Source organism: Enterobacter sp. LM3 (assembly GCF_046622475.1).
Classification (GTDB): Bacteria; Pseudomonadota; Gammaproteobacteria; order Enterobacterales; family Enterobacteriaceae; genus Enterobacter; species Enterobacter cloacae_P.
The window spans coordinates 14,858-33,685 of sequence record NZ_JBJURN010000021.1 but is presented as its reverse complement, the minus strand read 5'-3'; the positions used below and the strand labels follow the sequence as shown (position 1 = coordinate 33,685).

Annotated in this window: 16 protein-coding genes; 9 read left to right on the top strand and 7 right to left on the bottom strand. The window is 54.4% G+C overall.

Going from position 1 to position 18,828, the window contains the following annotated elements; all coding sequences use genetic code 11:
- Positions 1-40 precede the first annotated feature (40 nt).
- From yhdP to csrD, 7 genes are all read right to left on the bottom strand, one after another.
- On the bottom strand, positions 41-3,841 hold the full coding sequence (yhdP, locus tag ACJ9N4_RS18435; RefSeq protein WP_411500701.1) for an AsmA2 domain-containing protein YhdP: 3,801 nt from the start codon (positions 3,839-3,841) through the stop codon (positions 41-43).
- A 43-nt stretch (positions 3,842-3,884) separates the two neighbouring features.
- A complete protein-coding gene (gene rng, locus ACJ9N4_RS18430) occupies positions 3,885-5,354 on the bottom strand; it encodes a ribonuclease G (protein ID WP_112013115.1) in 1,470 nt (489 codons plus the stop codon).
- Positions 5,344-5,937 (bottom strand): Maf family protein, encoded by a 594-nt coding sequence (locus ACJ9N4_RS18425; RefSeq protein ID WP_182272826.1) that lies wholly within the window; start codon positions 5,935-5,937, stop codon positions 5,344-5,346. Before ACJ9N4_RS18425 ends, rng begins: the two co-directional genes overlap by 11 nt.
- Before the next feature lie 9 nt (positions 5,938-5,946).
- Complete coding sequence (gene mreD, locus ACJ9N4_RS18420; protein ID WP_182272827.1) at positions 5,947-6,435, bottom strand: rod shape-determining protein MreD; 489 nt, start codon at positions 6,433-6,435, stop codon at positions 5,947-5,949.
- The gene (gene mreC, locus ACJ9N4_RS18415; protein ID WP_182272828.1) at positions 6,435-7,451 is read right to left on the bottom strand and encodes a rod shape-determining protein MreC; all 1,017 of its coding nucleotides are present in this window, start codon (positions 7,449-7,451) and stop codon (positions 6,435-6,437) included. Before mreC ends, mreD begins: the two co-directional genes overlap by 1 nt.
- Before the next feature lie 61 nt (positions 7,452-7,512).
- Complete coding sequence (gene mreB, locus ACJ9N4_RS18410) at positions 7,513-8,556, bottom strand: rod shape-determining protein MreB (protein WP_000913396.1); 1,044 nt, start codon at positions 8,554-8,556, stop codon at positions 7,513-7,515.
- A gap of 279 nt (positions 8,557-8,835) precedes the next feature.
- Positions 8,836-10,776 (bottom strand): RNase E specificity factor CsrD, encoded by a 1,941-nt coding sequence (gene csrD, locus ACJ9N4_RS18405; RefSeq protein WP_182919029.1) that lies wholly within the window; start codon positions 10,774-10,776, stop codon positions 8,836-8,838.
- 181 nt (positions 10,777-10,957) lie between these two features.
- Between csrD and ACJ9N4_RS18400 the strand changes: the two genes are divergently transcribed.
- From ACJ9N4_RS18400 to prmA, 9 genes are all read left to right on the top strand, one after another.
- Complete coding sequence (locus ACJ9N4_RS18400) at positions 10,958-11,932, top strand: MDR family oxidoreductase (RefSeq protein ID WP_182919030.1); 975 nt, start codon at positions 10,958-10,960, stop codon at positions 11,930-11,932.
- A 77-nt stretch (positions 11,933-12,009) separates the two neighbouring features.
- Entirely contained in the window at positions 12,010-13,011 is a 1,002-nt protein-coding gene (gene msrP / locus ACJ9N4_RS18395; RefSeq protein WP_395121899.1) for a protein-methionine-sulfoxide reductase catalytic subunit MsrP, read from the top strand.
- Positions 13,012-13,611, top strand: coding sequence for a protein-methionine-sulfoxide reductase heme-binding subunit MsrQ (gene msrQ, locus ACJ9N4_RS18390; protein ID WP_182272832.1), 600 nt, complete (start codon positions 13,012-13,014; stop codon positions 13,609-13,611).
- Between the two features lie 234 nt (positions 13,612-13,845).
- Positions 13,846-14,298 (top strand): type II 3-dehydroquinate dehydratase, encoded by a 453-nt coding sequence (gene aroQ / locus ACJ9N4_RS18385; protein WP_025756653.1) that lies wholly within the window; start codon positions 13,846-13,848, stop codon positions 14,296-14,298.
- A 21-nt stretch (positions 14,299-14,319) separates the two neighbouring features.
- The gene (gene accB / locus ACJ9N4_RS18380; RefSeq protein WP_182919032.1) at positions 14,320-14,781 is read left to right on the top strand and encodes an acetyl-CoA carboxylase biotin carboxyl carrier protein; all 462 of its coding nucleotides are present in this window, start codon (positions 14,320-14,322) and stop codon (positions 14,779-14,781) included.
- 10 nt (positions 14,782-14,791) lie between these two features.
- Positions 14,792-16,141 (top strand): acetyl-CoA carboxylase biotin carboxylase subunit, encoded by a 1,350-nt coding sequence (accC, locus tag ACJ9N4_RS18375; protein WP_182272834.1) that lies wholly within the window; start codon positions 14,792-14,794, stop codon positions 16,139-16,141.
- Positions 16,142-16,249: 108 nt separating this feature from the next.
- Positions 16,250-16,492, top strand: a complete 243-nt coding sequence (locus ACJ9N4_RS18370; RefSeq protein WP_182272835.1) for a YhdT family protein — start codon at positions 16,250-16,252, stop codon at positions 16,490-16,492.
- Positions 16,482-17,933, top strand: coding sequence for a sodium/pantothenate symporter (gene panF, locus ACJ9N4_RS18365; protein WP_182920074.1), 1,452 nt, complete (start codon positions 16,482-16,484; stop codon positions 17,931-17,933). The genes ACJ9N4_RS18370 and panF overlap by 11 nt, the downstream gene beginning before the upstream one ends.
- A gap of 11 nt (positions 17,934-17,944) precedes the next feature.
- Complete coding sequence (gene prmA / locus ACJ9N4_RS18360) at positions 17,945-18,826, top strand: 50S ribosomal protein L11 methyltransferase (RefSeq protein WP_182272836.1); 882 nt, start codon at positions 17,945-17,947, stop codon at positions 18,824-18,826.
- The last annotated feature ends 2 nt before the right edge of the window (positions 18,827-18,828 follow it).

The following is an 18,828-nucleotide window of genomic DNA, read 5'->3' as shown; positions in this document are numbered from 1 at the left end:
ATATTTATTGAGAGTGAGGCAATTACCTGCCCACGTCAAATCATTGCTGTGCATCTTTGCGCGGCTGGCGCAGCACTTCATTAATCTGCGGTTTATCCACTGGCCCCGTAATGCGGTAGCGCAGAATAGACACTTTGCTCCACAGCGGCCCCAGCACCTTGCTGGCGGCGAACACTGCCGCCCCGATTATCGGGTTCACCACAAAGGCCGTCGCAACACCCACGGTGGCGGAAATTTCCGGTGCCACCACAGCTTCCATATCCAGCTCGCGACGCACGAGATCCACCGACCCTTTCATCGCGATATCCGCTTCCAGGCCATCCACCAGGGTGTCGTCTGTGTGCAGCACGCCGTCCTTGATCCACGCCGTACTGCGGATGGAGTCATAATAAAAGCCTTCGCTGAAGGTATCGCTAAAGTCAAAACGCAGCTTACGCAACAACGCATCAAAGCTCAGCAGACGCAGGATCTGTCCGGCATGACCGGTACTTACGTCAGCAATTTCGCCCTTACCGATGTGGGTTTTCAGGATACCGTTAAGCGAAGCTTCGTCAGGCTTCCACGGTGCCGCACGCCAGTGCAGGTCGTAATCCATATCGAATGACGAACCGCGAAGCGGGGTACTGACACCAAAGAAACCCGTCGCCGCATCCAGCTTGTTGCCTTTAATGTTACCTTTCAGTGAGGTACGCTGTTCGCCCGGAGTATTCACCCATTCGCCCTCGGCCGTCAGACGGCCAAAGCCGGTATCCACCAGCCCACCGGAGAGGCTCATGGTATTGCCCCGGACGGCAAAATCCCCGTCGATACGGCCATACTTTTGCCCCCATAGCCAGCACTCGGCACAGCGCAATTGCACATCGGGCCAGCCGCTGAAATCCACGCGGGACGTGTTACTCAGAGGCGACGTATTTGCCAGTGGGTCTTTACCGTTCTCAGTAGCCGGGTTGTAGTAGAGATAGCGGATCGCCGCCTGCCACGGCGCGTTCTTACGCATCGCCAGCGTGGCGTTAATTTCCCTGCCTTGTGCCTCCACTTTCGAGCCGTTATCCGTCGGCCTGGAGACAATGCTCAGGTTATTCCACTGCTGCCCACCCAGCGTCAGTGAAGGGGTGCGTATAGTGATGGCCTGTGGGAACTGGGCGGAATCACCCACGTTTTGCCCAACCCCTTGCCGGAACAGTGCCAGCCATTGTGCGCCATCCATCGGTGGGAGATTCAGCTCAACACCCGTCTGTTCTGGCAATGGCGGTGTGCTTCGGCTGTCCGTCGTCCAGATGGCTCTGTCGAGCGTGAGTTTCCGGTTAAGTAGCCAGCGGCTGTTGAAGTGGTTTGCCCCCCCCGCGCTGCCGGTCAGTTCGAAGCTGTTCAGGTTGCCATCAACGTTAAGCTTCACCGGTAACGACTGTCCGGCTTTTTTATCCAGCGGTACAGGTAACTGGCTACTCAGGTTTTTCAGATCGCCCGTGATGTCGACTTTATAATGCGCACCAGCGTGATAAGGCAGATCAATCGCCACTTTGCCATTCCAGGAGGCCGCACCATCAAGCGATTCACCTATCGCTTGTGGCAGTACATCCATACGCGACGGCTGCCAGTGAGCATCCATGTTGATGGCCACCTGATAGGCTTTTTCACCCTCAGTGGTCGAAAAATCAATATTGATCGGCTGGTTAAACCAGGTGGCTTTAAGCGGCTCACTTTTCAGGTTACCGTTCACAAAGCTGAACTGTCCGCTAAGGTTTTTCAGGGTACTTTCAAGCGGTTTGATATACAGGCTGTTGTTATTGAGACGGACGTCGCCTTTCGCCGTGGTCATCTTGCCATCCAGCGGGATATCGAGATGTAAGCGAGCATTCACATCGCCATCAAGCTGCAGCTGTTGAAGCGTGGCACCCAGCGACTCTTTTAGCGGAGTCTCCTCAAAGTAAGGGCCAACCGCTTTACCCGGGCCGTTGATATCGGCATCAATGAGCAGTTTCTCTTTTGAGTAATCCGGGATATTTGCCGTCAGATTGCTGGCCGTCACGCCGCCCAGCGCAACGTTGTCCGACTTCATCCACAACCCGTCATTGAGAAAGTTGAGTTCAATATCGAGGTTTTTAAGCGCAGGCCAGTCCGGCTGGAAGGCAAAGGTCGCCTTGTGCAAAGGCACCAGCACCTGGAACTGACCTTCGTTATGTTTGTACGGGAACAGATGCGGGTTGCCGCCGTAGACCAGCGTGGCGTTATCCGCCTGTCCCCCCTGGATCGCGCCACTCAGGTAATCCACCAGCGCTTTACCCATCAGGTTTTCCGGGAAGTAACGCCAGGCCTGTGAACCGTCGTTCGTACTGATCCCCGCCAGAATACCCAGCCACGGCTCTTCACCTGTTGGCTGAAGATAGCGGAAATCACCACGCGCGTGTACGCCTTTGGCTTTCACATCAATATGGCGGCCATCCAGCTGAAAACCTTTATCATTATTCTGCCAGTTGAGAATAGCGCTACCTTTTTCAATTTCCAGCGGGGCGCGGAAAACCGTTTCGTAAGGCATTTTGGCGTCATGCATATCGGCCGTCAGCCTGCCGTTCTCAACGCTCCCTTCCAGCTTGCCGCTAAAGTGCTCTGCTCCCGGCAGTAATTTCCACTGCTTCCAGGCCAGATCTTTCCACGTGGACTGAAAACGGGTTTTCTCCGTTGCCTGTAACGGGATATCCAGCGCCAGGGTGTCTATTTTCCCGCTCGGCTGTGTCGCCAGCCAGATAGCCCCCAGATCCGGAGAGAGCTTTGTTGCCATTGAGCGAAGCCCTTCTACCGCCGCCAGATCCAGGTTGCTGGCACGGATGCGCAGCTCATCGCTGCGTTTACTGTTCGCGCCGCCAACATCCTGTTCCGGCATCCAGGCCAGCGTCAGCGCACCGCGCGGCCAGGGCTTGCTGTCCATCGTGATACGCGTGTCCGGGATAGCGAACTGCCAGCCCCCTTTCTCCTGCGTGACGTGTGCGGTGAGGTTATCTACGGAAAGCTGATGCTGTTGGTTTTCACCTTTCCAGCTCGCCCCTCCCTGCTTTAGCCAGATATCACCACTGGCAAACGCCCCTTTCGTCAGGGTCATCCAGCCTTCAAGGCTAAAGCGAGCCGTTTCCAGCTGCATGTTTTGCTGTAACCAGTCTCCCAGCCACGGCTTTACATCTACGTCGTCGGCCTGCAGCCACACCTTGCCGTTGTTCAGCAAACCGTTGTCGTCACGCAGATCCATACGCACCTGCATGACACCATGTTGACCATTCAGACTGGAGAGATTGAGCTGCCCTTCAGCACGGTGGCGATCTTTGCCGTTGAGCCAGGTCAGCTGTGGGATCGTCAGCTCAGCACGCTGGCCCGAAAGGGTAATAAAGCTCACTTCGCTGTCGCGCAGATCGAAATGATCGAACTGACGCAGGAAGAGATCGCTGATGTGGTTGGTTTCAAGGCCCTGATCGCTGTCGCCACTGCTCAGCGGCGTATTGGTCAGTAACTGGAGTTGATAAAAGGTGAGATCGCGAAACTGCCAGCGCAGATGCAGCAAACTTTGCCAGACATCCAGCGCCAGGGTCACGCGTTTGATTTTCAGGTAGCCACCGTCTTTCAGGCTGGCATTGATATCCCGGACATCAAGCGTCGGGCCAAAGTTCTGCCAGTTCGCACTGACCTGGCTCACGTCCACCGGTATACCAGTGGACGATTCGATTTTCGCCAGCACCTGCGGACGCCAGCTGTTCAGATGCGGCAAAACGAGGCGCAGCCCGCTCACGAGCAACGCGACAATCACGACAAGCGTTGCCCCTGTAAGCAGTAAAATCCCCGGCAATCGCCTCACGCATCTCTCCTTGTCAGCCTTTGATCTCGCAGCGCACTGCGTTTTACATCATCACCACGTCAAACTGTTCCTGGTTATAGAGTGGCTCGATTTGCACTTTTACCTGCTTGCCGACAAAGATTTCCACTTCCGCCAGCGCGTGTGACTCTTCGCCTTTCAGCGCCTCGGCCACCGCAGGGGAAGCATAGACCAGAAAACGGTCTGAGTCGTAGGCGTGATGAACGCGGACGATTTCACGCATGATTTCGTAACAAACGGTCTCCACCGTCTTTACCGTGCCACGGCCGTGACAGGTCGGGCATTCATTACACAGCACATGCTCCACACTTTCGCGGGTGCGCTTACGCGTCATTTCCACCAGACCCAGCTGCGAGAAGCCATTGATACTGGTTTTTACGCGATCTTTACTCAGCGCTTGCTCCAGCGAATGCAGCACACGGCGACGGTGGTCTTCATTATTCATATCGATAAAGTCGATGATGATAATGCCGCCCAGATTACGCAAACGAAGCTGGCGCGCAATGGCCTGCGTCGCTTCAATATTGGTATTGAAAATGGTGTCATCCAGGTTGCGATGGCCAACAAATGCCCCGGTGTTGATATCCACGGTGGTCATCGCCTCGGTCTGATCGATAATCAGATAACCGCCAGACTTCAGCTCAACCTTGCGCTCCAGCGCACGCTGGATCTCATTTTCGACATCATAGAGATCGAAAATCGGCTGACGGCCAGAGTAATGCTCCAGCAGGCCTGGCATTTCCGGAATGTACTCTGCGGTGAATTCCAGCAGCGCTTCATACGTCAGGCGGGAGTCCACGCGAATTCTGTCGAGCTGTGCATCGGCAAAATCACGCAGGACGCGCTGAGCAAGCGCCAGCTCACCGTACAGCTGATAGCGGGTCTGGTTGCGTTTTTTACGCTCCATCACTTTCGTCCAGACGCGCTTCAGATAGGCGGCATCGGACGCCAGGTCTTCTTCGCTGATCCCTTCCGCTGCAGTGCGGATGATGAACCCGCCCTGTTCATCGCAGTAAGCGCTGACCACTTTCTTCAGGCGCTCGCGCTCGCTTTCACTCTCAATACGCTGGGAAACACCCACGTGCGATGCGCCAGGCATAAAGACCAGATAACGGGAAGGTAACGTGATGTCAGTAGTCAGACGGGCACCTTTGGTACCGAGGGGATCTTTCACCACCTGCACCATCAGATCCTGGCCCTGACGTACCAGCTCGGAGATGTCGCGCACGGCGAACTGCTTTTGCTCTTCGCCAGCCACGCACTCGGTGTGCGGCATGATGTCGGAGGCATGTAAAAATGCCGCCTTATCCAGTCCAATATCTACAAAAGCCGCCTGCATCCCCGGCAGTACACGACTGACACGACCTTTGTAGATATTGCCTACTATTCCGCGCCGCGCTTCACGCTCAATATGAATTTCCTGAAGAATGCCACCATCAATGTAGGCCACACGGGTTTCCGATGGCGTTACGTTTACCAACAATTCAGCCGTCATAATCATCCCTTCCCTCACGCAGTGAGTTAAAATTGCTCAGCAACTCATACGTTTCCACCAGCGGTAAGCCGACTACGGCGTGATAGCTGCCATTAATCTTCCTGACAAAACAGCCACCCAGCCCTTGAATACCGTATGCACCTGCTTTATCCATAGGTTCACCGCTGGCAATATAAGCGGCGATCTCGTCGTCGGTAAGCACTCTGAACGTGACGTCCGTCACCACCAGGCAATCCAGCACGTTCTGGCTGTCCGCCAGCGCCACGGCCGTCATCACCTGATGCGTTTGCCCGGACATTTTGCGTAGCATGCGCGCCGCATGCTCTGCATCGTGCGGTTTCTCAAGCACCTCACCGTTAAGGATAACGATGGTATCTGCCCCCAGGACCGGTAAGTCACGCGGTGTTTGTGCTACACCGGCCTGCGCTTTCTCTCGTGCCAGACGAGAAACGTACTGCTGAGCACTTTCGCCCTCAGCACGTTTTTCTTCGATGCCAGTCACGATGCGCTCAAAGGAAACCCCCAGTTGAGTGAGCAGTTCCTGGCGGCGCGGAGAACCAGAGGCAAGATATATAGACGTCATAGCAACCTTTTACTGCACAGCAAACTGCTGGCGAATTTTACGCATCAGCAAAAACAGCCACGGCCAGAGCACACCGTTTACTACACTACTCCAGAACACTTCCGGTCGGAAAGAGACGTTTATCACTAAAAACTCTGCCCAGAAAACAACGATATCCGCAGCAAGCGATAACAACATCACCACCAGAGCCTGTTGCCAGAGCGCGAGGTTACGAAAGAGCTGGAATTTGAGTGCGACGAGATACGCAATAATGCTCATGGATAAGGCACGTACGCCCAGCGTCGAGCCACTAATGAGATCCAGTATGGCACCCATCACAAAACCCGTGCCGACATTTACCCGGTGCGGCAGGGCAAGGATCCAGTAGAGCAAAATGAGCAAAACCCAGTTTGGCCGGAAAACGAGAATGTTGTCCGGCCAGGGCATGATTTGCAGTAACAACGCAATGAGAAACGAGAGCCAGATAACCCAGCGTCCCTGGCTACGATAACTTGCCACTACTGCCCTCCCACAGGGAGTTGCGGTGGTGGCGGCGCATCCAGAGGCGGCTGCGTTAACCCCGTCGCAGGTGCAGGTACTGGTGCTGGAGGCCCCATTGAGTCTACCGGAGGGAGAACCTGCGGCATCATCTGCATCAGGCGCTCATTCGCTACACGATGCACATCTTCCGGCGTCATTGGGTTAGTCCCGTTACGATCGGCACCCCACAGCAGCAGCAGGTAGCGCAGACGCTGTAAACCCGCCGTTGGACGCGCCTGAATCACGGTGTAAGCACGCTGTGTATCAAGCTTCACGGAAGAGACAACCGCAACCGGATACCCTTCAGGGAAACGACCACCCAGACCGGAGGTCACCAGTACGTCACCCACACGGATATCCGTGTTGGCAGGCAGGTGTTCCAGCTGCAGATCGTCCGTACAGCCGTTACCGGCCGCAATGACGCGGATGTCGTTGCGCAGCACCTGAATCGGTAACGCATGCGTGGCATCACAAATCAGCAGAACGCGGCTGGTTAGTTTGGCAACAGCAACCACCTGGCCCACAACGCCTTTATCACTGATAACAGGCTGACCTTCATACACACCGTTGGCGCTACCCTTGTCGATCACCACCTGATCGCTGTAAGGATCGTTGACGGTGGAGATCACCTGCGTAACCATTTTCTGCTCATCCTGACGCAGCGGTGAGCCAAGCAGTTCACGCAGACGCGCGTTTTCCTGCTTGTATTGCCCCAGCATCAGCAGCTCGCTGTTTTTCAGCAGCAGTTCCTGGCGTAATGCCCGGTTTTCGAGTTCGAGTTGGTCACGCGAAGACAGCGTTTGAGAAACGGAGTCGAGTAATTCACGGGGACCATTTGATACAAAGTAGAAAGGACTGACGGCGGTATCCATGTACGTTCTGATCTGGCTGAACGTACCGAGGCGGCTATCGGCAATAATGACCCCAAGCGCAACCAGAACCGCCAGGATGAGGCGAAACTGTAGCGATGGGCCACGGCTAAAAATTGGCTTCATAGGCTATGCGTATTCTCGCGTCAGAGAGAAAGGGTAGCGATGCGCTACCCTTTCACAATGACTACTCTTCGCTGAACAAGTCGCCGCCGTGCATGTCGATCATTTCCAGCGCCTTGCCACCACCGCGGGCGACGCAAGTCAGTGGATCTTCTGCAACTACGACAGGAATACCTGTCTCTTCCATTAACAGGCGGTCGAGGTTACGCAGCAGCGCACCACCACCGGTCAGCACCATACCGCGCTCGGAGATATCGGACGCCAGTTCTGGTGGGCACTGTTCCAGGGCAACCATCACCGCGCTCACGATACCGGTCAGCGGCTCTTGCAGCGCTTCCAGGATTTCGTTGGAGTTCAGAGTGAAGCCGCGTGGAACACCTTCAGCCAGGTTACGGCCACGAACTTCGATTTCACGAACTTCATCGCCAGGATAAGCAGAACCGATTTCATGCTTGATACGCTCTGCGGTGGCTTCACCGATCAGAGAGCCGTAGTTACGGCGAACATAATTAATAATGGCTTCGTCGAAACGGTCACCACCGATACGCACGGAAGAGGAGTACACCACACCGTTCAGGGAGATAACGGCCACTTCAGTGGTACCACCACCGATATCAACCACCATAGAACCGGTCGCTTCAGAGACGGGCAGACCCGCACCAATGGCTGCAGCCATTGGCTCTTCAATCAGGAACACTTCACGCGCACCCGCACCCTGAGCGGATTCACGGATTGCGCGACGTTCTACCTGTGTTGCGCCAACCGGCACACACACCAGAACACGCGGGCTTGGACGCATGAAGCTGTTGCTGTGAACCTGCTTGATGAAGTGCTGAAGCATTTTTTCAGTCACGAAGAAGTCAGCGATAACGCCGTCTTTCATTGGGCGGATTGCGGCGATGTTGCCTGGGGTACGGCCCAGCATCTGCTTCGCGTCATGACCCACTGCGGCCACGCTTTTTGGCGAGCCTGCACGATCCTGACGAATGGCCACAACGGAAGGCTCATTCAATACGATGCCTTGTCCTTTTACATAGATAAGGGTATTCGCGGTACCCAGGTCAATGGACAGGTCATTGGAAAACATGCCACGAAATTTTTTCAACATACTAAGGGATAATCCTGAAAGCTGGGGCGGAAAACAAAATCCGCTTACTTTACCAACCACACGCAGCAGCGACAAGGCGCAAAAATCATCTGCTACGGTGAAAATTAGTGCAGTACGTTTCCTTTGTTACAAATTAATCCCCTGAGTCCCTCAGGGCTGAGTAAACAGTGCGTCCCTCACTTTCATTTGTAACTCTTTAAGGTCGTTCACTGGCTTTTTGCTCGTCATACTCAAAGCTACAGGCGCGATATTCTACGTGAAAACAAATTAAACGGCAGGTCAAACAGAGTATCTTTGCAAATATTTTTTCACATTGGTGTCAAGCGGCTGAGAGGTAGCAAAAAAATCCCCCTGACCTCCCGTCACACCGCGCTCTGTCAACATCTGCCATTCGCTTCTCGAACGCACACCCGTGGCAAATACCTGCGTTTGCGTTCCTTTGCACGCTTCCACCAGGCTCTGCACCAGCAGCTGGTTTTCTGTACGCTTTTCGATATTCCTTACCAGCCCTGGATGCAGTTTCAATAATTCAACATCCAGCTCCTTGATCCAGTTGGTGCTGACCAGCGTCAGACCCGCCTGCGTGACTGCCACACGCGCACCGAGTGCATTGATCAAACGTACCACCGGGCGTAACCGGCTGATGTGTTGACCTACATCTGCCTCTGCAAGTTCAAAAATAATGTGTTTGCGTTGCGATTTTTCGCATTGCATTAATGTATCGCGCAACCAGCGTTGAAAACGCGGGCGAATTAACGACTCCACGGTAACCTGTAGCGCAAGGGTCTCTTCAGGCCAGAATGACAAAAACGGAATCAGCCGGGTAATTTGCTGGCGGTCATATTCTTCGGAAAGACCAAATTGCAGCACTATGGGCAGGTATTCCGCAGAGATAACCTCTTCCGTACCGTCAAATATACGACACAGTAATTCGCGGTGATGGACATTGCCGTTTTTCATGACCGCCGGTTTTTGGTAGATACGTGGCCCACCGCGACTCAGCATTTGCTCAATCAGCGTTCGCCAGCGCACATTACCGCGCCCTTTTTCCGGTAGCGAGTCGTCATAAACCGCCCAGCCATTCGCCCCCTGCAACACGGCGTTGCGGGTTGCCGCTTCTGCATGTTCCATCACCTGTTCTGTCGACTGCCCCCCGCGCCAGGCACAAATCCCTATATGCACCATGTCGTCTCTGTCGAGCATTTTGCTCTGTGGCAGCGCATCCACGGCCTTCAGCAGTTGGCTGGCAATGCTTTCCGACTCCTTCAGCGTTCGGTGAGGTAACAGTACGGCAAAGTCGCTGCGGTGATAACGAGCCAGCAGCGACCCAGGGTAGCGCATAATAAAAGTGGAGAGCAGGTTGATAAGCGTAAAGAGATTTTCTTCCGCCACATTCCTTCCCCAGGTATCGCGAAGCAGATCGAAATCGGGCAGACGGATCATCATGACCACCCCGTGTGTCCCCACTTTTTCCGGATCGTCCAGCAATGTAGCCAGCTGGTTATCAAAGAACAGGCGGTTGTTCAGACCCGTTTTATTATCCTGCGCAGCATAGGATCGGATCAGCGTATCCATCCGGCTACGCTGATCGCTGGCAAACTGGATTTCGGAAAGCAGTACATCCAGCGCACTGCTGGTGTGTGACGGCCATTCATAGACCGAGCCGCGCACCTGCGGGCCGCGTTCACCGTTCAGTATCCGCACTGAACGGGTCTCCAGTAACTCCTGGCCGGAGAGCTGACGACGCAGCCAGCGAACCGCGAGGAAAATCAGCAGCACAATAAAGGCCACAGAGAGCGTCAGCGGTGCGGTGGTCATTAATGAATGGAAGTAATTAGCCATCGGGTCCAGATAGACCATACGGATAGCCATGCCAGGATGTTTAAGCGAATGTACCGTTACTTCCCGATACTGACTTACGGTACCGGCTGGACGATAGCTTCCCTGTCGGGCATGGCTGAAAACCGTCAGCTTTCCCTGTGTGATGTCGACCTGGACAATATCAACAGGCACCATCAACTCATCCAACTCAAGCGACAGCGCCGGGAATGAGGTAGTGATCAGGCGAGTATCAATAACCGATGCAACCGACTGAACCCGATCAACCAGCTTGTCCTGAATTGCGTTATAAAAGCTCAGGGAGCAGCCAATCAGGGTGACAAAAATGGTAAGCCCCGTTAGCAGCGTGATAAAAGCTGAGAATTTCGTCGTTAATCGCATCCTTGAGATTACTCCGTGGGTTGATGTGGTAGCGAGTAAGTACTAACTTGCATTTCAGATGCGACATACTATCAAACCAAATGTATCTGGCAATTTATTGCGTTACATCGGCATTGCATTTCAATGAGCGAGTATAGTCTCAGAAATTATTTTCCTGTCACCATAGTAACGAGGATCCTGTATGCAGGCTTTGATCTTAGAACAACAGGACGGCAAAACCCTTGCCTCGGTGCAAACCGTTGAGGAGAGCCGCCTGCCGGAAGGTGAAGTAACCGTCGACATCGACTGGTCCAGTCTGAACTATAAAGATGCCCTGGCCATCACAGGCAAAGGTAAAATCATCCGCAATTTCCCGATGGTGCCAGGCATCGATTTTGCGGGCCGCGTGCATACAAGCGAAGATCCCCGCTTCCATGCAGGGCAACAGGTGCTGCTCACCGGTTGGGGCGTAGGCGAGAATCACTGGGGTGGTCTGGCAACGCAGGCGTGTGTTAAGGGCGACTGGCTGGTGCCGATGCCGAAAGGTCTGGATGGCCGCAAAGCGATGATCATCGGCACTGCAGGCTTTACCGCCATGTTGTGCGTGATGGCGCTGGAAGATGCCGGTATCCGTCCTGAGTCCGGTGAGATTGTGGTGACCGGTGCCAGCGGGGGTGTCGGCAGCACTGCGGTAGCGCTGCTGCATAAACTTGGGTATCAGGTTGCTGCGGTATCTGGCCGCGAAAGCACGCATGACTATCTGCGTCAGCTCGGCGCAAGCCGCATCCTCGGCCGCGAAGAGTTTGCCGAAACCCGTCCGCTGGAGAAACAGATCTGGGCAGGTGCGGTAGATACCGTTGGCGATAAAGTCCTTGCGAAGGTGCTGGCGCAGATGAACTATGGCGGTTGCGTAGCGGCCTGCGGTCTGGCGGGAGGATTTGCCCTGCCAACGACAGTGATGCCATTTATTCTGCGTAATGTGCGTCTGCAGGGGGTGGACTCCGTCATGACGCCAGCGGTGCGCCGTGCAGAGGCCTGGGAGCGTCTGGTGCATGACCTGCCGGAATCGTTCTATGCCCAAAGTGCAACCGAAATCACCCTCAGCCAGGCTCCTGAGTATGCCAGTAAGATTATGGACAACCAGTTCCACGGTCGCGCGCTGGTGAAAATTGTCTAATCTTCAAATTTTCGTGACATATTCGCGATAAGCCCTCTCCTCCGTCATGCTTAGAAAAACGCATGACGGAGGATGCCATGAAAAACCGAAAACTGACGGAAGCCGACGTAACGGCGGAATCTGTCTTTATGTTACAGCGCCGCCAGATCCTGAAAATGCTTGGCATTAGCGCCACCGCCCTGACGCTTACCCCTGCAGCGCATGCCGACCTTCTCGACTGGTTTAAAGGCAACGATCGTCCGAAAGCCCCTTCCGGCGCGCCGCTCACCTTTACGAAACCCGCCCAGTGGCAAAACGCACTCACGCTGACGCCGGAAGACAAAGTCACCGGCTATAACAACTTCTACGAATTTGGCCTTGATAAGGCCGATCCTGCCGCCAACGCGGGGGGAATGAAAACCGATCCGTGGACGCTGAAAATTGATGGCGAAGTGGCAAAACCGCTGACGCTGGATCATCACGATCTCACCACCCGTTTTCCACTGGAAGAGCGTATTTACCGCATGCGCTGCGTGGAGGCATGGTCAATGGTCGTGCCCTGGGTAGGTTTCCCGCTGCATAAGCTGCTGGCGCTGGTTGAACCCACCAGCAACGCGAAATATGTCGCCTTCCAGACGCGCTACGCCCCGGACGAGATGCCGGGACAAAAGGACAGGTTTATCGGGGGCGGGCTTGAGTATCCTTACGTAGAGGGATTACGTCTCGACGAAGCAATGCATCCCCTTACGCTGCTAACCGTGGGTGTTTACGGTAAAGCGCTCCCGCCGCAAAACGGCGCACCCATCCGCTTAACCGTGCCGTGGAAATATGGCTTTAAAGGGATCAAATCCATCGTCAGCATTAAGCTGACCCGCGAACGTCCACCGACCACCTGGAACCTGGCCGCGCCAGACGAATACGGCTTTTTCGCCAACGTCAACCCGCATGTGGATCACCCACGCTGGTCGCAGGCCACCGAGCGTTTTATCGGCTCGGGCGGCGCGCTGGATGTGACGCGTCAGCCCACGCTGCTGTTTAACGGCTATGCGGATGAAGTGGCCTCCCTCTATCGTGGACTGAATTTACGGGAGAACTTCTAAGTGCGTTTAACCGCAAAGCAGATAACCTGGCTGAAAGTCATCTTACATTTAGCAGGATTGCTTCCTTTTATCTGGCTATTCTGGGCCACCAGCCACGGCCTCTTTAGTGCTGACCCGGCAAAAGATATTCAGCACTTCACCGGTAGGATGGCTCTGAAATTTTTACTGGCAACCTTGCTGGTATCACCGCTAGCGCGCTACGCTAAGCAGCCATTATTGATACGAACCCGTCGGCTTTTGGGGCTATGGTGCTTTGCCTGGGCCACGCTGCATCTGACCAGTTACGCGCTGCTGGAGTTAGGGATTAACAACCTGGCACTGCTGGGTCGCGAACTGGTGACGCGTCCTTATCTGACGTTAGGTATCGTCAGCTGGCTGGTTTTACTGGCATTAGCGCTGACATCAACGCAGTTTGCGCAGCGAAAACTGGGCAGGCGCTGGCAACTGCTGCACAACTTCGTCTATCTTGTCGCGATCCTCGCCCCCATCCATTACCTGTGGTCGGTGAAGATCCTCTCCCCGCAGCCGATCCTCTATGCGCTGCTGGCTCTGGCGCTTTTAGCGTGGCGTTATAAGAAGTTCCGCCAGTGGTTGCGATAGTTCGCGAAACTGTGCGTTTTCCCGCAGATTGCTTATCAACCGCGAATCTTTTTCGGATAGCGGTTGATAATCTTCCCTGATAAGACCAGTATTTAGCTGCCAAATGCTACGAAATCGTTATAATGTGCGACTTCGGTTTTCCGAACGGGGGTTTTAGGCCTCTGAAAAGATGACAATCGTGCTTTGAAGGTATATTTTGTTTTTTACCGGAAAATCACAGGAGATAGCGGCATAATGGCTGATAAATTCCAGATCTTAGTTTTGAACGGACCGAACCTGAACATGCTCGGTACCCGTGAGCCAGAGAAGTATGGCACGCTGACATTGAGTGAAATTGTTAACCGTCTTGGCACGGAAGCAGCCTCACTGAATGTAGATTTGGACCATTTTCAGTCAAACGCGGAGTACGCACTCATCGACCGTATTCATCAGGCTAAAGACAACGTGGACTATATCCTGATCAATCCGGCCGCGTTTACGCACACCAGTGTTGCTATTCGCGACGCACTGCTCGCGGTAAGTATCCCGTTTATCGAGATCCACCTGAGTAACGTGCACGCCCGAGAGCCGTTCCGCCATCATTCCTACCTTTCGGATATCGCCGCTGGCGTTATCTGCGGGCTGGGCGCTGACGGTTATTCATACGCTTTACAGACAGCGGTAAAACGTTTGTCACAATCACACTAAACAAGAGTACGGAACCCACTCATGGATATTCGTAAGATTAAAAAACTGATCGAGCTGGTTGAAGAATCAGGTATCTCCGAACTGGAAATTTCTGAAGGCGAAGAGTCTGTACGCATCAGCCGTGCAGCGCCAGCCGCTAGCTTCCCGGTAATGCAGCAAGCTTACGCTGCGCCAGTGCAGCAGCCTATGCTCTCCGCAGCCGTTGCGCCAGCAGCAGAAGCCGCGCCTGCAGCCGCTGCAGAAATCAGTGGTCACATCGTACGTTCCCCAATGGTTGGTACTTTCTACCGCACCCCAAGCCCGGACGCGAAAGCGTTCATCGAAGTGGGTCAGAAAGTCAATGTAGGCGATACCCTGTGCATCGTTGAAGCCATGAAAATGATGAACCAGATCGAAGCAGACAAATCAGGTACTGTGAAAGCGATTCTGGTCGAAAGTGGTCAGCCGGTAGAATTTGACGAGCCGCTGGTCGTCATCGAGTAACGAGGCGAACATGCTGGATAAAATTGTTATCGCCAACCGCGGCGAGATCGCACTGCGTATTCTTCGTGCCTGCAAAGAGCTGGGTATTAAGACTGTCGCTGTGCACTCAAGCGCGGATCGCGATTTAAAACACGTATTGCTCGCGGATGAGACGGTCTGTATTGGCCCGGCTCCGTCCGTAAAAAGCTATCTGAATATCCCGGCTATCATCAGCGCCGCTGAAATCACTGGCGCGGTGGCAATCCATCCGGGTTATGGCTTCCTCTCTGAGAACGCCAACTTTGCTGAGCAGGTTGAACGCTCAGGCTTCATCTTCATCGGCCCGAAAGCTGACACTATCCGCCTGATGGGCGACAAAGTGTCTGCAATCACCGCCATGAAGAAAGCCGGTGTACCAACCGTACCCGGCTCTGACGGCCCTCTGACCGACGATATGGATGCTAACCGTGCTCATGCTAAACGCATTGGCTACCCGGTTATCATCAAAGCGTCTGGCGGTGGCGGCGGTCGCGGTATGCGCGTTGTGCGCAGCGATGCTGAACTGGCTCAGTCCATCTCCATGACCAAAGCTGAAGCGAAAGCCGCTTTCAGCAATGACATGGTGTACATGGAAAAATACCTGGAAAACCCACGCCACATCGAAATTCAGGTGCTGGCTGACGGTCAGGGTAACGCTATCTATCTGGCAGAACGTGACTGCTCCATGCAGCGTCGTCACCAGAAAGTGGTCGAAGAAGCACCAGCACCGGGCATTACCCCGGAACTGCGTCGCTACATCGGCGAGCGTTGCTCCAAAGCGTGTGTCGATATCGGCTATCGCGGCGCGGGTACCTTTGAGTTCCTGTTCGAAAACGGCGAGTTCTACTTCATTGAGATGAACACCCGTATTCAGGTTGAACACCCGGTTACCGAAATGATCACCGGCGTTGACCTGATCAAGGAACAGCTGCGTATTGCAGCGGGTCAGCCTCTGTCCATCAAACAGGAAGAAGTTGTGGTTAAAGGCCATGCGGTAGAATGCCGTATCAACGCCGAAGACCCGAATACCTTCCTGCCAAGCCCGGGTAAAATCACGCGTTTCCACGCGCCGGGTGGCTTTGGTGTACGTTGGGAGTCTCATATCTACGCCGGTTACACCGTACCGCCGTACTATGACTCAATGATCGGTAAACTTATCTGCTACGGCGAAAACCGTGATGTGGCAATTGCCCGCATGAAGAACGCCCTGCAGGAGTTGATCATCGACGGTATCAAAACCAATATTGACCTGCAGATGCGCATCATGAGCGATGAGCACTTCCAGAATGGTGGGACTAACATCCACTATCTTGAGAAGAAACTCGGTATGTACGAGAAGTAAGACTGCTGCAACGCTAAAAGGCCGGATTATCCGGCCTTTTTTATTTCTGGGGATTGCAAAGCCCCATCATGTACAATCCCCGCTTTCTTCATCCACAAGGGACAAAAAATGGACAAGCGTTTTGTTCAGGCCCATAAAGAAGCGCGCTGGGCGCTGTGGCTGACCCTTCTCTATCTTGCCGCTTGGTTAGTAACTGCTTACTTACCAGATTCAGCTGTTGGTATTACCGGCCTGCCGCACTGGTTTGAAATGGCGTGTCTGCTGGTACCGTTGATTTTTGTTCTGCTCAGCTGGCTGATGGTGCGCTTTATCTTCCGTGATTTTTCGCTGGAGGATAATGATGCAAACTGAAATCATCACCGTGCTGGTTATCTATTTAATTGTGGTGTTTGGTCTCTCTTTCTACGCCATGCGCAAGCGCAGCACCGGGTCGTTCCTGAGCGAATATTTCCTCGGCAGCCGTTCGATGGGCGGATTCGTGCTGGCCATGACGCTGACCGCCACCTATGTGAGCGCCAGTTCGTTTATCGGTGGGCCGGGTGCCGCTTACAAGTACGGGCTGGGCTGGGTATTGTTGGCGATGATTCAGGTACCGACCATCTGGCTGTCGCTGGGGATTCTGGGCAAAAAATTTGCCATTCTCGCCCGCCGCTACAACGCCATTACGCTTAACGACATGCTGCAGGCACGTTACCAGAGCCGTGCAGTGGTCTGGATTGCCAGTATCAGCCTGATTGTCGCCTTTGTGGGTGCAATTGCCGTCCAGTTCATCGGTGGTGCGCGTTTACTGGAAACCGCCGCCGGAATTAAGTACGAAACCGGGTTGCTCATCTTCGGGATCACCATTGCGCTGTATACCGCGTTTGGCGGCTTCCGCGCCAGCGTGCTAAACGACACGATGCAAGGCATGGTCATGCTGATTGGTACCCTGGTACTGCTGGTTGGGGTGATCTATGCGGCAGGCGGTTTACACAATGCAGTACAAACGCTTGAGCAGATTGACCCTAAACTGGTGAGCCCACACGGTGCTGACGATATTCTGACGCCTGCCTTTATGACATCCTTCTGGGTTCTGGTCTGCTTCGGTGTCATTGGCCTGCCGCACACAGCCGTACGCTGTATCTCCTATAAAGACAGCAAAGCCGTTCATCGTGGCATTGTGATTGGTACCATTGTCGTGGCATTGCTGATGCTGGGGATGCATCTGGCTGGCGCGCTGGGACGTGCTGTATTACCGCACCTGAGCGTGCCGGATCAGGTGATCCCAACGCTGATGGTCGAGGTTCTTCCACCGTGGGCCGCCGGGCTGTTCCTCGCCGCGCCAATGGCGGCAATCATGTCCAATGTGAACGCACATCTGTTGCAGGCTTCAGCCACAATTATCAAAGATCTGTGGCTCAGCGCGCGTCCGGCTAAAATGCATAATGAGCATAAGCTGAAACGCATCTCCACCTGGACAACGTTAGTGCTCGGCATCCTGATGATGTTAGCCGCATGGCGTCCGCCAGAGATGATTATCTGGCTGAACCTGCTGGCCTTCGGCGGGCTGGAAGCTGTCTTCCTCTGGCCACTGGTGCTTGGCCTCTACTGGGAGCGCGCAAATGCTGCCGGAGCGCTGAGCGGAATGATTGTCGGCGGCGTGCTCTATGCCGCCCTCGCAACGTTTAAAATTCAGTATCTGGGCTTCCATCCCATTGTGCCTGCGTTACTGTTAAGTTTACTGGCGTTTGTGGTGGGGAACCGTTTCGGTCAACCCGTCCCACAGCCCGCTATGATTTCTACTGATAAATAAAGAGTTTTGCCATGCCGTGGATCCAACTAAAACTGAATACAACCGGTGCTAACGCCGAAGAGCTGAGCGATGCGCTGATGGAGGCCGGTTCGGTCTCTATCACCTTCCAGGACACGCATGATACGCCAGTCTTTGAGCCGCTGCCGGGCGAGACGCGCCTGTGGGGCGATACCGACGTTATTGGCCTGTTCGATGCAGAAACCGATATGAAAGAGGTTGTCGCCATTCTGGAAAACCACCCGCTGCTGGGCGTGGGCTTCGTGCATAAAATTGAGCAACTGGAAGACAAAGACTGGGAACGCGAGTGGATGGATAACTTCCACCCGATGCAGTTCGGCAAGCGCCTGTGGATCTGTCCGAGCTGGCGTGAAGTTCCCGATGCCAGTGCGGTCAACGTGATGCTTGATCCAGGTCTGGCATTTGGTACCGGCACTCACCCAACAACGTCCCTGTGCCTGCAGTGGCTGGATGGCCTGGATCTGGACGGCAAGACGGTGATCGACTTCGGCTGTGGATCCGGGATCCTCGCCATTGCGGCACTGAAACTGGGTGCGGCGAAAGCCATCGGGATCGATATCGATCCGCAGGCAATTCAGGCCAGCCGCGATAACGCAGAGCGTAATGGTGTATCCGACCGTCTGGAACTCTATCTGCCGGACGCACAGCCAGAGGCCATGAAAGCCGATGTCGTGGTCGCTAACATTCTGGCAGGCCCATTGCGTGAACTGGCACCGTTAATCAGCGTGCTGCCCGTTGAAGGCGGTCTGCTGGGGCTTTCTGGTATCCTGGCAAGCCAGGCAGACAGCGTTTGCGAAGCCTATGCCGATCTGTTCGCGCTCGACCCGGTGGTTGAGAAAGAAGAGTGGTGCCGTATTACTGGTCGTAAAAAATAATC

Coding starts and splice junctions, on each gene's coding strand:
- rng (WP_112013115.1), bottom strand. CDS start 5,354: ATGACGGCTGAATTGTTGGTAAACGTAACGCCATCGGAAACCCGTGTG.
- ACJ9N4_RS18425 (WP_182272826.1), bottom strand. CDS start 5,937: ATGACGTCTATATATCTTGCCTCTGGTTCTCCGCGCCGCCAGGAACTG.
- mreC (WP_182272828.1), bottom strand. CDS start 7,451: ATGAAGCCAATTTTTAGCCGTGGCCCATCGCTACAGTTTCGCCTCATC.
- mreB (WP_000913396.1), bottom strand. CDS start 8,556: ATGTTGAAAAAATTTCGTGGCATGTTTTCCAATGACCTGTCCATTGAC.
- csrD (WP_182919029.1), bottom strand. CDS start 10,776: ATGCGATTAACGACGAAATTCTCAGCTTTTATCACGCTGCTAACGGGG.
- ACJ9N4_RS18400 (WP_182919030.1), top strand. CDS start 10,958: ATGCAGGCTTTGATCTTAGAACAACAGGACGGCAAAACCCTTGCCTCG.
- msrP (WP_395121899.1), top strand. CDS start 12,010: ATGAAAAACCGAAAACTGACGGAAGCCGACGTAACGGCGGAATCTGTC.
- aroQ (WP_025756653.1), top strand. CDS start 13,846: ATGGCTGATAAATTCCAGATCTTAGTTTTGAACGGACCGAACCTGAAC.
- accB (WP_182919032.1), top strand. CDS start 14,320: ATGGATATTCGTAAGATTAAAAAACTGATCGAGCTGGTTGAAGAATCA.
- accC (WP_182272834.1), top strand. CDS start 14,792: ATGCTGGATAAAATTGTTATCGCCAACCGCGGCGAGATCGCACTGCGT.
- ACJ9N4_RS18370 (WP_182272835.1), top strand. CDS start 16,250: ATGGACAAGCGTTTTGTTCAGGCCCATAAAGAAGCGCGCTGGGCGCTG.
- panF (WP_182920074.1), top strand. CDS start 16,482: ATGCAAACTGAAATCATCACCGTGCTGGTTATCTATTTAATTGTGGTG.
- prmA (WP_182272836.1), top strand. CDS start 17,945: ATGCCGTGGATCCAACTAAAACTGAATACAACCGGTGCTAACGCCGAA.